The sequence below is a fragment of the Kosakonia sp. N21 genome, assembly GCF_050587465.1.
Lineage (GTDB): Bacteria > Pseudomonadota > Gammaproteobacteria > Enterobacterales > Enterobacteriaceae.
Genome location: NZ_JBOBHR010000009.1, coordinates 83,751 through 96,705, shown reverse-complemented (window position 1 = coordinate 96,705; position 12,955 = coordinate 83,751). Strand labels below are relative to the sequence as shown.

Here is a 12,955-nt window from a genome sequence, read left to right as displayed (position 1 = left end):
GTTAGTCTCCCTGTGAGTCAGCGTCGTTTTTCTTTTGCTGACGCCCCAGCTCGCGCACCGTCATAACGCCTACGCCCGCCACCAGACCCACTACGCCGCCCAGCAAACCAACCGCTGTTGCCGAAACCGCGCCCCCCTCTTTCAGGTTGACATCGGGTTTCTCTGCCCGTGGCGTGGGATTCTCAACGTGCGCCAGTTGATGGATGCCTTTATGGAAGCCAATGCCTTCTTCATTACAGCCGTAGCAGGGGTGACCAATTGCCACTGGCCAGACGCCGCCCACATCGCAAAATTGCAGCGTGGAGCAGTTACCGTAGGTTTCCGGCCCTTTACAGCCTAAGTGATAGAGGCACCAGCCTTCACGATGGCCCTGATCGCCAAACGCTTTCGCAAAGCGTCCGGCATCAAAGTGCGGACGGCGTTCGCAGTGCTCGTGGATCAGCCGACCGTAGGCAAAAGCAGGACGGTTTTTGGCATCCAGCGCAGGTGGTTTGCCAAAGGTGATGATGTGCGCCACTGTCGCGAGGAAGTTTTGCGGGTTCGGCGGACAACCAGGAATGTTGATCACGGTTTTGCCCGGCAACACCGACTGCAGGCTTACCGCACCGGTAGGGTTGACGCCCGCCGCCGCCACGCCGCCCCAGGCAGAGCAAGAGCCAATGGCTATGATCGCCGCCGCGTTTTCCGCCGCTTTACGAATATGTTCCACAATGGGCTCGCCAGCCACCATGCAGTAAATCCCGCCGTCTTTCATCGGGATTGAGCCGTCAACCACCAGCACATACTGCCCTTTGTACTGCTCGAGCGCGCGGTGTTTGTTCTCCTCAGCCTGATGACCAAAGGCAGCAGAAAGCACTTCGTGGTATTCCAGCGAAATGGTTTCCAGTACCAGGTTTTCAACGGTGGGGTGGGTAGAGCGAAGCAGCGATTCGGTACATCCGGTGCACTCCTGTGCGCCAATCCAGATAACCGGTGGACGTTGGGGATGACTGACGGCTTCCGCCATCTCTGCAGCAGCCTTGCCGCTTAATCCCATGGTGGCCGCCAACGCAGCGCACAGCTTCATAAAATCACGACGGCTCACACCCTGTGATACAAAATGTAGATTCTCTCCTGCCATTTACTTGTTATCCCTCAGCCCGGACTAAGATTATTCTCCTCCCCTTTGGGAACAGAATGCTGCGATCGCCCCGACAATTAATCACATAAAAAACAAGGGTATTATGCAAAAAGTTGACGGAGTGCACAGTAGGCACAAAAGAAATAGGGGCTTATGGGCACAAAACGACAAAAAAAAATGAAAGCCACCCTCGACAAAAGTGACCTTCACTAAAGAGAACTACATTGAGCAAAGCTTATTTTTAGGTTTCGAGGCGGTAACCCGCCATAAAAAATCGGATCACAGTGCTGGAGTGGCTCTCGCGAAAGAAGTCCATCACCATGTCCTTATCCAGCCCGTAACGACGCGTAAGAATGCCTGCTTCCCACGCGCTGAGTTGACGATCGCCGGTTTTTTCAAACATGCGATGCGAAAACCCGAGTACAAAACCACGCTTATAATCCGGGCAGAAATGCGCCACGTTACTGGCGCTATCCGCCTGTGACGCATTCAACCCGGCCATCAAACCCTTACCAAAATGGTTGTCCATCGCTACTCCCCTCAATCGCTATATAAAAAATTATATATCGATCTTTAAGGGGGGCAATAGCGCTGATTAAAACGCCACCCACTCATCAGACGAAGCGGCTTCTTTTTTGGCTGCCCCGCGTGATAAATCGGGTTTGACCAGCTTCGGTGCAGCCGCTTTATGCTGCTCCTCGCTGGAGAGGCGGAACTGCTGAACGGAACGCTGCAACTCTTCGGTCTGGCGTTCCAGCGCAGCGGCGGCAGCGGAAACCTCCTCAACCAGCGCGGCGTTCTGCTGGGTGACGTTATCCATTTGCGTAATCGCCAGCCCCACCTGAGAAATGCCTTTGCTCTGTTCAGAAGAGGCGGAGGCTATCTCTTTCATAATGGTGGTCACTTCGGTGACCGCGCGCAGAATACCTTCCATCGTGGTGCCGGTATCGTTAACCAGCTGCGCGCCTTTTTCCACGCGGTTAACCGAGTCGGCAATCAGCGTTTCAATCTCTTTTGCCGCGCCCGCACTGCGGCTGGCAAGGTTACGGACTTCCCCGGCGACCACGGCGAAACCACGACCTTGTTCACCTGCACGCGCGGCTTCAACGGCGGCGTTCAGCGCCAGGATGTTGGTCTGGAACGCAATGCTGTTAATGACGTTGGTGATTTCAGCAATTTTCTTCGAACTGCCGGAGATCCCATCCATCGTGGTGATCACTTCTTTTACCAGTGAACCGCCTTTGCTTGCGGTCACTGAGGCTGCCTGCGCCAGCTCGCTTGCATGGCTGGCGTTCTCAGCATTCAGTTTCACCGTTGAGGTCAGCTCTTCCATACTGGCGGCGGTCTCTTCAAGCGCCGCAGCCTGCTCTTCAGTACGGGAAGAGAGATCGTTATTACCGGATGAAATTTCTGTCGCACCGCGCCAGATATTCTCACTGCCGTGGCGGATGCTGCTTACCGCTTCACGCAGGCTGTCCTGCATCGCTAACAGCAGCGGCACCAGTTGACCAACGCAGTTACGACCAAAGTCTTCCAGCGGCTGGCTGAGATCGCCTTGCGCCATCAGACCGAAGTGCGAGCGGATACGCGCCAGCGGTTTCACCATCATGGTGACCAGATAACGGTCGGTAAACAGCAGGATCAGCAGACCGCATACCATCGCCGCAATTAATGCGTTGCGCGTGCTGCTGGTTTGCCCGTCAACCATTACCCGGGTCTGATCCAACATCTCGCTGGCGGCTTTATTAAAACTTTCGGTTGCGGTGCCAAAGTTACGGCTCAGCACCGGGGTCACGTCGTTGGCCTGTTTACGGTAAGCCTCCGGCGTGCCTTGCTGCGCCAGTTGCATCTGCGGGGTGATCCCCTGGTCCAGCAGCGCCTGCCAACCAGAAATCACTTGTTCGGAGACTTTCGGATCCATCGGACCCGGAGAAATCGCTTTAAAGTCCGCCAGTCGGCGGCCCATGTTATCCAGCGCCTGTTGAACCGGCGCCATATCCGGTGAGCCACCCGCAGCTTTAGCTTCCATAACGCGACTGAGACGAGTAACAAACCGAAAATACTGATCGTTACCCTGGCTGAGCAGAGTCATCTGTGACACTAACTGGCGATCAACATCATTGCCATCGGCCACTTTTGACAACGAAAAAACGCTATACAACCCGACGCCAGACCACAGCAGACCGAAGATCCCGAGGATCACCAGCATCACGGCTCGTATAGTAAAGTTACGAAGCATACCCATAATATTATCCTTGCAGTGAAGGTAGATTCTCGCCTGCGGGCGAAACTTAACTTCTTATCGGCAAGTTTTAGAAAAGTTGTATGGTTCGCTTAAAATTTTTTGTGTATCCAGGAGCGCCGCTTATCACCTCAACTGGTAGAGCCAGTATCCTCACAGAACGTTATTCTGCTAACTTTACGCCATATTTTCCTTCACCATCAAAAAGATGGTGATGCAAAAAATCATCACATAACCGACCAATTTATAAGGATTTTTTTATTTATGATTTTTATGAAAAAAAATGAAAATAGTGCTCACAAGAAAATGATAATTATTAACAAACCTTAACCCAATACCCAAAATGCATGTACATATAAGTATTACCCTATATCGATTTTTTGATAAAAAGAGACCACACCACTTTTCATTAAAACACTCAAAAAAACATCGCACGAAATATTAATATATATAAACAAACGCTTCAGAAAAATATCCAAACAGAGTGTTAAGTGTACTTTAAATGTAAGTTAAGAATTATTAAAACATACACGCACCTGGGTTGGATACAGGCATCTGTATGTGCAATCTGGAACAACCCGAAACGATAAAAGGCAGGCAGAATGCGGCCTGAGCGAGAGGCTGCGAACGCAAATCCCGATGTCTTCGTCATCACAACGTGAGCGTATATGCGTCGGGTTGCTTATTTTTTCATACATTCACAAATATTATGAATCGCGCATCAGTATTTATTATCAGGTTATTTTTCAACCGTTTTTAGCGGATGTTTTGCCAGACAACGTTGTGTGCCTAAAGTAAATTAAAACGGAAATTGAGACTGCGGGACGGGATTTTAAAATAGTGAATCGTCTGTTATTTGATCGATTCATTCACCTCGCACAGCATAAAGATCGACAATACCGGCCTCCCTGCCGGAGATTCATCGCTAGTGCAGGTACTTTTCGAACCAACCGAGGGTACGCTGCCACGCCAGTTCCGCGGCAGCACGGTCATAACGCGGCGTAGAGTCGTTGTGAAAACCGTGGTTCACCCCCGCATAAATGTACGCCTCATAGACGTTGTGGTGCGCCTTCAGCGCCTGCTCATAGGCGGGCCAGCCTGCGTTAATGTTTTTATCCAGTTCAGCGTAATGCAGCAGCAACGGTGCCTTGATTTTTGCCACATCCGCCGCTGGCGGTTGACGGCCATAGAACGGCACAGCGCAATTCAGTTCCGGGTAAGCCACCGCCGCTGCGTTCGAAACGCCGCCGCCATAGCAAAAACCGGTGATCCCCACTTTTCCGCTGGCATCCGGGTGTTGGCGCATAAATTCGACGGCGGCAAAGAAATCGTTCATCAGCTTTGTCGGGTCGACCTTTTGTTGAAGCTCGCGCCCTTCATCATCATTGCCAGGATAACCGCCCACGGAACTTAGACCGTCCGGCGCCAGCGCAAGGTACCCTGCTTTTGCCACCCGACGCGCCACGTCTTCAATATAAGGGTTGAGGCCACGGTTTTCATGCACCACCACCACCGCCGGTATTTTCCCGGTGGCTTTTGTCGGCCTGACCAGATAGCCCCTCACTTCACCATGCCCGTTTGGCGACGGGTAGGTGATATATTCCGGGTGAATGTCCGGATCGGTGAACACCACCTGCTCCGCCAGCGCGTAATTCGGCTTAAGCAGGTTAAACAGCGCCAGCGCCGTCATCCCTCCCACCGCGTACTTACCGGCCAGCTGTAAAAATTCGCGCTTGTTGATTTTGCCGTGCGCGTAATAGTCGTAGTAGTCGAGTAATTCCTGAGGAAAGTCTTTCGCTGTCAAACGCGTCATCACATATCTCCGTCCGTTTTTTTCCCTTCTAAGCAAAGCATAGCGGTCCGTTTTCTGCACAAAAAATGTTCAGTTATCAGCCTTGCCTTTGATGTACAGAAATACGGCGATAAGATGGAAACGTTGTTTCGAATTAGCCTGTACAATAAAGGAGACATCATGCCTGGTTTTGCCAACCCGGATCGCTATGCGCAGATGCACTATCGCTACTGCGGCAAAAGCGGTTTGCAGTTACCCGCCCTTTCACTCGGTTTGTGGCACAGTTTTAGCCACGGTCACGCGCTGGAGTCGCAGCGCGCCCTGCTGCGTAACGCGTTTGATCTCGGGATCACCCATTTTGATTTAGCCAATAACTACGGACCGCCAGCAGGTAGCGCAGAAGAAAACTTCGGTCGTCTGCTGCGCGAAGATTTCGCCAGCTACCGCGACGAGCTGATTATTTCCACCAAAGCGGGATACGATATGTGGCCAGGGCCTTACGGCTCCGGCGGCTCACGCAAATATCTGCTCGCCAGCCTTGATCAGAGCCTGAAGCGTATGGGGCTGGAGTATGTGGATATCTTCTATTCGCACCGGGTAGATGAAAAAACGCCGATGGAAGAGACCGCCGCTGCGCTGGCTCATGCGGTGCAGAGCGGGAAGGCGCTGTATATCGGCATCTCCTCCTATTCCACCGAACGTACCCGGCAAATGGCGGCGCTGCTGCGCGAGTGGAAAATCCCGCTGTTGATCCACCAACCTTCCTATAACCTGCTCAATCGCTGGGTGGATAAAACCGGCCTGCTGGATGCGCTGGAAGATAATGGCATGGGCTGCATCGCGTTTACGCCGCTGGCGCAGGGATTATTGACGGGTAAATACCTGAGCGGTATTCCGGAAGGTTCGCGCATGCAGCGTGAAGGCAATAAAGTGCGCGGTCTGACGCAGAAGATGCTGACGGAAAGCAATCTCAACAGCCTGCGGCTGCTGAATGAGATGGCGCAACAACGTGGACAGTCAATGGCGCAAATGGCGCTGAGCTGGTTGCTAAAAGATGCGCGCGTCACCTCCGTCCTGATTGGCGCAAGCCGCCCGGAGCAGATCGCAGAGAATGTTCAGGCGTTAAACAATCTGACATTCAGCGCAGACGAGCTGGCGCAAATCGACAAGCACATCGCTGATGGTGAGCTGAATTTGTGGCAGGCGTCGTCGGATAAATAATCGAATACAGGCCGGGAAACCGGCCTGCCTTGATCAATGCTTGTCGCGGGTTAACCTGTCCAGGTAGCCCATCAAAAATGCCGAGAGCACAAATGTCAGGTGGATTATCACGTACCACATCAGTTTGTTGTCCGGAACATTCTTCGCATCCATAAACACCCGCAACAGATGAATGGACGAGATGGCGACGATAGAGGCGGCCACTTTGTTCTTCAGGGACGTGGAGTCCATTTTGCCGAGCCAGTTCAGTTTCTCTTTGTGCTCTGCGATATCGAGCTGCGAGACAAAGTTTTCATAGCCGGAAAACATCACCATCACCAGCAAGCCGCCGACCAGCGTCATATCCACCAGCGACAGCAGCGTCAGAATGAGATCGGCTTCCGCCAGGCTGAATAGGTTGGGCAGGATGTGAAAAATCTCCTGGAAGAATTTTACCGTCAGTGCAAGCAGAGCAAGGGAGAGGCCAAAGTAAACCGGGGCGAGCAACCAGCGCGAAGCGTACATTGCGTTTTCCAGAAATCGTTCCATAGTGTCCTGTCAGATAGCTAAACCAGCGGCCAGTATATCCCAGTCTGGCAAACATTTGGCAACACTCTGCCAACATCACCTGAACACAATGAGACGAACAAAATAACGAGGTTGATGGCAGGCCAGCCTTTCGGCCTGCTAAAGGTATGGACAATATCGCTATACGTCTTCGGGGTTGACCCACGGGCGCTGGTTTTCCGGCCACACTAAAACAACCAGTGCCGGGTAGGCTTCAGTGCTGAACTCGTGAAAACACTGGCGCAGGTTGAGCACATCCAGATCGGCGTGCGGCACCTTCTCGCCATTGAGGCAGCGCTTCTTTATATTGTCATAATACTTATACACAGCAGAATTGAGATCGCTACACCGACGCTGCGCCTCAAATAAACCAGGGGTATTATTTAATTCCGCCATGTTCATGCGTTTTATGGTCGCATGAAGAAAATCAATATATTCATGGTTAACCCGCCAGTACCACACAGGAGTAATGGCATTCATTAACACAGAAAAATGATCCTCACCTTCCTCTTTTGACAACGGCTGAGGTCTGGGAGGAAGGTTCTCAATTTCGCTGCGCGGGGCTTTATTGTACTCGCGCATTAATAAAAGTACGCCGCCAGTGAGCAGCAATAATGTAATAACAGAATAAAAAATACTGTTCATGAGCAGGCTCCATTTTTTTTGATTTTAAAAGTGCGCCATGATATTGTCAACGAACCTCACGTCTGTCTTGCCCCTTCCCTGTTGATATTAAAGGATATTAGAAATGCTTCCCGAGAATCTTGTCCCGGCACGATTTCACATTTCTGCCGCTGAAACCAGGCCAGGAGAAGAAGGAAAAGAGCCTAATTTAACTCAGGGAAAAAGAACCCTCTCCGAACACGCTGAGCAAATATTAGCGAACGTAAGCCATAATGGGCAATCAAGAAATATGTTACTTGAGGAACGCGATCGTCATATAAAAGATCGTTTGTTCCGCGTAGTAAAAATCGAGACATTCGCCCGTCTGCTTAATGACTTACAAGCTGAAGGCGAGATTGATGCCCAGACATTAAGCAAAATAATTGCGGATAAAACACAGGAAATTAATGAATCGGGCGATAAGATTTGGCTTAACCTGATTACTCGCGAAAAAGATGGACCAATGTTTTATAAAATTGGGGAGGAGTAGCGTGAAAGAAATCGATAACAATAATGTATATTTAGCTTTAGATGACAAAAAAAGTGATGAGTTTATCTTAAAGCAAAATATAGAGGCATTAGTGTTCGATAAAAACAGCACTATTGAGCGTATTGCCCGTGAGCTGGTATCCATTCCCGCCGCGCTGGTGCGCCTGAAATGGCAGAATCGTCGGGAAATCTATCCATTACAGGTTAAAGAAGAAATTTATGGCGCGGTGATCAATGCGATTATTGAGCAGAAGCCCGAGTTGCTGGAAAAGATCATGGGTCGTCTGGAAACCAACTATCAGTACATTCTGGGGCGGGAAGCCGCAACGCTGCGCCTGAACCGTAAATTGATTGACGGTGAATACCGCACGTCAAACGTCACCACCGTCGCGCTGGATGAAGAAACCGCCACGAACAAACCAGACGCAAAATAACCGGCCTCGTCGGTTGCTCACATCATCACAATCAAGAAAATCCTGAATCTGACCGCAATAGCAGCGTAGACAACTACCCTTAAGTACTCAACAACCGATATGGAGGGTACTTAATGGCAACGAACCAGACAAAAATTCAGGATCCAACCAAACAGTACTATGCTGGCGATTACCCGCAGCAGAAACAACCCTATCCCGGGGTGCAGGCAAAAATGGATCCTGTGCCCGACTGTGGCGAAAACAGCTACGTGGGTAGCGGACGGTTAAAAGATCGCAAAGCGCTGGTCACCGGCGGAGATTCCGGTATCGGTCGCGCAGCCGCCATCGCCTACGCGCGTGAAGGGGCGGATGTGGCGATCAACTACCTGCCTGCGGAAGAAGAAGATGCGCAGCAGGTTAAAGCGCAGATCGAAGCAGCCGGGCGCAAAGCGGTGCTGATCCCAGGCGATCTGAGCGATGAGTCATTTGCCCGCGCGTTGCCGCACAAAGCCAAAGAACAGCTTGGCGGTCTGGATATTCTGGCGCTGGTCGCTGGCAGACAAACCGCGATTGAGGAGATTGCTAATCTGACCACCGCGCAATTTACTCAGACCTACACGGTGAACGTTTTTGCGCTGTTCTGGATAACCCAGGAAGCCATCCCGCTGCTGCCACGCGGCGGTAGCATCATCACCACCTCGTCGATCCAGGCGTACCAGCCAAGCACGCACCTGTTGGACTATGCCTCCACCAAAGCGGCCATTCTCAATTACAGCCGCGGGCTGGCAAAACAGGTGGCGGAAAAAGGGATCCGCGTCAATATCGTGGCGCCGGGGCCAATCTGGACTGCATTGCAGATTTCTGGCGGTCAGCCACAGGAGAAACTGCCACAATTCGGTCAGCAAACGCCATTGAAACGCGCCGGACAACCGGCTGAACTGGCCCCCGTCTACGTTTATCTGGCAAGCCAGGAGTCGAGCTACGTCACGGCCGAAGTGCATGGCGTCACCGGCGGTGAACATCTCGGATAAGCAGGCGTAAAAAAAGCTGGCGATGGCCAGCTTTTTACCTTTCGTCGCGGCGGATTACTTCGCTTTCACAACCTCTTCGCCCACCAGACCGATTTTCAGATAACCCGCCTGGTGCAGCGTGTCCATCACTTTCATCATTGTCTCGTAGTCGACGGTTTTGTCCGCACGGAAGAAGATGGTGGTGTCCTTTTTACCTTCAGTCAGCGCATTCAGCGCGTTGACCATTGTGTCATCCGTCACCTGATCGTTACCGATAAACATGGTGTTATCAGCTTTTACGGAGAGGTAGACCGGTTTTTCCGGGCGCGGTTGCGGCTGGCTGGAGGATGCCGGCAGATTCACTTTCACATCCACCGTGGCAAGCGGCGCGGCCACCATAAAGATAATCAGCAGCACCAACATAACGTCGATAAACGGCGTTACGTTGATTTCATGCATTTCGCCGTTATCGTCCAGGTTTTCATTAAGACGCATTGCCATGGCGTATCAACCTACACGTAATTTCTGAGCCGCACGCACCGGCTGCGCATTGCTGGCGGCCAGGTCAAGATCGCGGCTTTGCAGCAGCAGAACCTGCGCGGCAACATCGCCGAGAGTGGCTTTGTAGCTGCCGATCATGCGCGCAAAGATGTTGTAAATCACCACCGCCGGAATGGCAGCAACCAACCCGATAGCCGTCGCCAGCAGCGCTTCGGCGATACCCGGTGCAACAACAGCGAGGTTGGTGGTTTGCGTCTGAGCGATGCCGATAAAGCTGTTCATGATGCCCCAAACGGTACCGAACAGACCGACAAACGGCGAAATCGCACCGATGGTGGCGAGATAGCCATTACCGCGGCCCATATAACGGCCGGTAGCCGCCACGCGACGTTCCAGGCGGAACCCGGTGCGCTCTTTAATGCCTTCGTTATCTTCGCTGCCTGCGGATAACTCCAGCTCGTTCTGGGCTTCGTTGATTAACAGGGTGCTCAGGCTTTTCGCATGGAAGGAAGAGGCGATTTCGCTGGCCTGGTCCAGTGAGCGGGCATCAGCCAGCAGGGTCTGCTCGCGCTTGATGCGGCGCTTTTGCGCAATCATCTCAACGCTTTTGCTGAAGAACAGGGCCCATGTCACCACGGACGCCAGAATCAGGCCGATCATTACCACTTTAACGACAATGTCAGCGTGCTGATACATACCCCACACGGATAGATCCGTCTGCATCAAATTATTACCCACTGTGTTTCTCCGCGACGCAAATCACAAAAACTGAGCGCCATCATATCAAAATGACGTCGAATTGATAGTAGTTCTCATTAGTATTTACATAGTGCCTGAATTGAACGCCATTTTCTTTGCGCTCACGCAGTAAACTCGCGCCACTGAACACATATTGGAAAAAATTAACACCCACACTGCAAACAAGGATGCATCAATCCGCAATCATGGTAGTCTGGACATCCAGACGTATAAAAACAGGTTGAGCGAAAATGACGGCGAAGCATCTTGATACCGCTCTGGTTAACGCAGGGCGCAGCAAAAAATACACACAAGGCTCGGTGAACAGCGTGATCCAACGCGCCTCTTCCCTGGTCTTCGAAACGGTGGAAGCCAAAAAACACGCCACCCGCAACCGGGCGAACGGCGAACTGTTTTATGGTCGCCGCGGTACGCTAACGCACTTCTCGTTGCAGGAAGCGATGTGCGAACTGGAAGGTGGCGCCGGGTGCGCGCTTTTCCCCTGCGGCGCGGCAGCGGTGGCTAACACCATTCTGGCGTTTGTGGAACAAGGCGATCATGTGCTGATGACCAACACCGCCTATGAGCCGACCCAGGATTTTAGCACCAAAATTCTCGCAAAACTGGGCGTCACCACCAGTTGGTTTGACCCGATGATCGGTGCCAGCATTGTGCATCTGATCCAACCCAATACAAAAGTGGTGTTCCTGGAATCTCCCGGCTCTATCACCATGGAAGTACATGACGTTCCGGCGATTGTTCAGGCGGTGAGAAGCGTGGCCCCGGAAGCCATCATTATGATTGATAACACCTGGGCGGCGGGCATCCTGTTCAAAGCGCTGGAGTTTGATATTGATATCTCGATTCAGGCAGGCACCAAATACCTGATTGGTCACTCCGACGCGATGGTCGGCACTGCCGTATCCAACGCCCGCTGTTGGGCGCAACTGCGTGAAAACGCCTATCTGATGGGGCAAATGCTGGATGCGGATACCGCGTATATGACCAGCCGTGGTTTGCGTACGTTGGGCGTGCGTCTGCGTCAGCACCATGAAAGCAGTTTAAAAATTGCCGAATGGCTGGCGGCGCACCCGCAAGTGGCGCGGGTGAATCATCCGGCGCTACCGGGAAGCAAAGGGCATGAGTACTGGAAACGTGACTTTACCGGCAGCAGCGGCCTGTTCTCTTTTGTATTAAATAAACGCTTAACCGATGAAGAGCTGTCGCAGTACCTCGATCCGTTTTCCCTGTTCAGCATGGCCTACTCCTGGGGCGGTTATGAGTCATTAATTCTCGCCAACCAGCCGGAACAGATAGCGGCGATCCGCCCGGACGGCGAAGTGGATTTCACCGGCACCTTAATTCGGGTGCATATCGGTTTAGAGAATGTTGACGATCTGATTGAAGATTTAGCTGCAGGATTCCAGCGCATCGTGTAAACCAGGCTAACCGGGGTAAAGCTTCAGAAAATTCTCTATTTCTTGCGCCCCGGATCAAGGTGTTTTTGGCGAGTTGGAGTACAATAGCCTCCTCTACGCGGTACCACAGGAACGTCCATGGCTGTTATTCAAGATATTATCGCTGCGCTTTGGCAACACGACTTTGCTGCGCTGGCTAACCCACATGTTGTTGGCGTTGTTTATTTTGTGATGTTCGCCACGCTGTTTCTGGAAAACGGCCTGCTTCCTGCCTCATTTTTACCGGGGGACAGCCTGCTGTTACTGGCCGGAGCGCTTATCGCTCGCGGCTGCATGGACTTTGTATCAACCCTGTTTATCCTCACCTCCGCCGCCAGTCTCGGCTGCTGGCTCAGTTACCTGCAAGGCAAGTGGCTGGGCAATACGCGGGTGGTGAAAAGCTGGCTTGCGCAGCTACCGGTGAAATACCACGAACGGGCGACCTGCATGTTCGACCGCCACGGTCTGCTGGCGCTGCTTGCCGGGCGTTTTCTGGCGTTTATTCGCACCCTGCTGCCAACCATGGCGGGCATCTCCGGTTTGTCGAACCGCCGCTTCCAGCTGTTTAACTGGCTGAGCGCCCTGCTGTGGGTTGGCGTCGTCACCTCTTTTGGCTACGCCATCAGCATGATCCCGTTTGTGAAACGCCATGAAGATCAGGTGATGACGTTTCTGATGATCCTCCCGGTCTTCCTGCTGGTCGCCGGGCTTGTCGGCACCGTTGCGGTGGTACTGAAGAAAAAATACTGTAACGCCTGACCCG

The 12,955-nt window shown here is 52.3% G+C and carries 14 protein-coding genes; 6 read left to right on the top strand and 8 right to left on the bottom strand.

Translation table 11 applies throughout. The annotated features are described in order from the left end of the window. Position 1: 1 nt before the first annotated feature. The 4 genes from hybO to yghX all read right to left on the bottom strand — a co-directional run bounded on the left by hybO (position 2) and on the right by yghX (position 5,175). On the bottom strand, positions 2 to 1,120 hold the full coding sequence (gene hybO / locus ACQ3G7_RS19970; RefSeq protein WP_263099300.1) for a hydrogenase 2 small subunit: 1,119 nt from the start codon (positions 1,118 to 1,120) through the stop codon (positions 2 to 4). Positions 1,121 to 1,361: 241 nt separating this feature from the next. Next, positions 1,362 to 1,649 carry a DUF2623 family protein gene (locus ACQ3G7_RS19965; protein WP_088238404.1) on the bottom strand — a complete coding sequence of 96 codons (288 nt, stop codon included), beginning with the start codon at positions 1,647 to 1,649 and terminating at the stop codon, positions 1,362 to 1,364. 66 nt (positions 1,650 to 1,715) lie between these two features. Next, positions 1,716 to 3,365: a methyl-accepting chemotaxis protein gene (locus tag ACQ3G7_RS19960; RefSeq protein ID WP_263099299.1), complete on the bottom strand. Its 1,650-nt coding sequence runs from the start codon at positions 3,363 to 3,365 to the stop codon at positions 1,716 to 1,718. 922 nt (positions 3,366 to 4,287) lie between these two features. Beyond that, positions 4,288 to 5,175 carry a YghX family hydrolase gene (gene yghX, locus ACQ3G7_RS19955; protein WP_430891532.1) on the bottom strand — a complete coding sequence of 296 codons (888 nt, stop codon included), beginning with the start codon at positions 5,173 to 5,175 and terminating at the stop codon, positions 4,288 to 4,290. Positions 5,176 to 5,334: 159 nt separating this feature from the next. On the opposite strand from yghX, the gene ACQ3G7_RS19950 reads away from it, so the two are divergent. Beyond that, on the top strand, positions 5,335 to 6,375 hold the full coding sequence (locus ACQ3G7_RS19950; RefSeq protein ID WP_430891530.1) for an aldo/keto reductase: 1,041 nt from the start codon (positions 5,335 to 5,337) through the stop codon (positions 6,373 to 6,375). A gap of 33 nt (positions 6,376 to 6,408) precedes the next feature. Here the strand turns inward: ACQ3G7_RS19950 and ACQ3G7_RS19945 are convergent, their stop codons facing one another. After that, the gene (locus ACQ3G7_RS19945; protein ID WP_263099296.1) at positions 6,409 to 6,903 is read right to left on the bottom strand and encodes a TIGR00645 family protein; all 495 of its coding nucleotides are present in this window, start codon (positions 6,901 to 6,903) and stop codon (positions 6,409 to 6,411) included. Positions 6,904 to 7,062: 159 nt separating this feature from the next. Beyond that, complete coding sequence (locus tag ACQ3G7_RS19940; protein WP_061493150.1) at positions 7,063 to 7,566, bottom strand: ESA_00282 family adhesion-associated protein; 504 nt, start codon at positions 7,564 to 7,566, stop codon at positions 7,063 to 7,065. A gap of 103 nt (positions 7,567 to 7,669) precedes the next feature. Between ACQ3G7_RS19940 and ACQ3G7_RS19935 the strand changes: the two genes are divergently transcribed. The 3 genes from ACQ3G7_RS19935 (at position 7,670) to ACQ3G7_RS19925 (ending at position 9,517) form a co-directional block, all read left to right on the top strand. Next, positions 7,670 to 8,074 carry a hypothetical protein gene (locus ACQ3G7_RS19935; protein ID WP_263099295.1) on the top strand — a complete coding sequence of 135 codons (405 nt, stop codon included), beginning with the start codon at positions 7,670 to 7,672 and terminating at the stop codon, positions 8,072 to 8,074. A gap of 1 nt (position 8,075) precedes the next feature. Next, on the top strand, positions 8,076 to 8,507 hold the full coding sequence (locus tag ACQ3G7_RS19930) for a cytoplasmic protein (RefSeq protein ID WP_430891527.1): 432 nt from the start codon (positions 8,076 to 8,078) through the stop codon (positions 8,505 to 8,507). Between the two features lie 113 nt (positions 8,508 to 8,620). Beyond that, positions 8,621 to 9,517, top strand: coding sequence for an SDR family oxidoreductase (locus ACQ3G7_RS19925; protein WP_430891525.1), 897 nt, complete (start codon positions 8,621 to 8,623; stop codon positions 9,515 to 9,517). A 54-nt stretch (positions 9,518 to 9,571) separates the two neighbouring features. Here the strand turns inward: ACQ3G7_RS19925 and exbD are convergent, their stop codons facing one another. Next, complete coding sequence (exbD, locus tag ACQ3G7_RS19920) at positions 9,572 to 9,997, bottom strand: TonB system transport protein ExbD (protein WP_430891523.1); 426 nt, start codon at positions 9,995 to 9,997, stop codon at positions 9,572 to 9,574. Between the two features lie 6 nt (positions 9,998 to 10,003). Further along, on the bottom strand, positions 10,004 to 10,735 hold the full coding sequence (gene exbB, locus ACQ3G7_RS19915; protein WP_263099291.1) for a tol-pal system-associated acyl-CoA thioesterase: 732 nt from the start codon (positions 10,733 to 10,735) through the stop codon (positions 10,004 to 10,006). Between the two features lie 251 nt (positions 10,736 to 10,986). On the opposite strand from exbB, the gene metC reads away from it, so the two are divergent. Next, entirely contained in the window at positions 10,987 to 12,174 is a 1,188-nt protein-coding gene (gene metC / locus ACQ3G7_RS19910; RefSeq protein WP_430891521.1) for a cystathionine beta-lyase, read from the top strand. Between the two features lie 117 nt (positions 12,175 to 12,291). Beyond that, complete coding sequence (gene yghB / locus ACQ3G7_RS19905; protein WP_061493143.1) at positions 12,292 to 12,951, top strand: DedA family general envelope maintenance protein YghB; 660 nt, start codon at positions 12,292 to 12,294, stop codon at positions 12,949 to 12,951. The last annotated feature ends 4 nt before the right edge of the window (positions 12,952 to 12,955 follow it).

Bases quoted from the DNA above. Each gene is read 5' to 3' on its own strand.
- hybO (WP_263099300.1), bottom strand. From the start codon at position 1,120: ATGGCAGGAGAGAATCTACATTTTGTATCACAGGGTGTGAGCCGTCGT.
- ACQ3G7_RS19960 (WP_263099299.1), bottom strand. From the start codon at position 3,365: ATGGGTATGCTTCGTAACTTTACTATACGAGCCGTGATGCTGGTGATC.
- ACQ3G7_RS19925 (WP_430891525.1), top strand. From the start codon at position 8,621: ATGGCAACGAACCAGACAAAAATTCAGGATCCAACCAAACAGTACTAT.
- ACQ3G7_RS19945 (WP_263099296.1), bottom strand. From the start codon at position 6,903: ATGGAACGATTTCTGGAAAACGCAATGTACGCTTCGCGCTGGTTGCTC.
- yghB (WP_061493143.1), top strand. From the start codon at position 12,292: ATGGCTGTTATTCAAGATATTATCGCTGCGCTTTGGCAACACGACTTT.
- exbD (WP_430891523.1), bottom strand. From the start codon at position 9,997: ATGGCAATGCGTCTTAATGAAAACCTGGACGATAACGGCGAAATGCAT.
- ACQ3G7_RS19940 (WP_061493150.1), bottom strand. From the start codon at position 7,566: ATGAACAGTATTTTTTATTCTGTTATTACATTATTGCTGCTCACTGGC.
- ACQ3G7_RS19965 (WP_088238404.1), bottom strand. From the start codon at position 1,649: ATGGACAACCATTTTGGTAAGGGTTTGATGGCCGGGTTGAATGCGTCA.
- yghX (WP_430891532.1), bottom strand. From the start codon at position 5,175: ATGACGCGTTTGACAGCGAAAGACTTTCCTCAGGAATTACTCGACTAC.
- metC (WP_430891521.1), top strand. From the start codon at position 10,987: ATGACGGCGAAGCATCTTGATACCGCTCTGGTTAACGCAGGGCGCAGC.
- ACQ3G7_RS19935 (WP_263099295.1), top strand. From the start codon at position 7,670: ATGCTTCCCGAGAATCTTGTCCCGGCACGATTTCACATTTCTGCCGCT.
- ACQ3G7_RS19950 (WP_430891530.1), top strand. From the start codon at position 5,335: ATGCCTGGTTTTGCCAACCCGGATCGCTATGCGCAGATGCACTATCGC.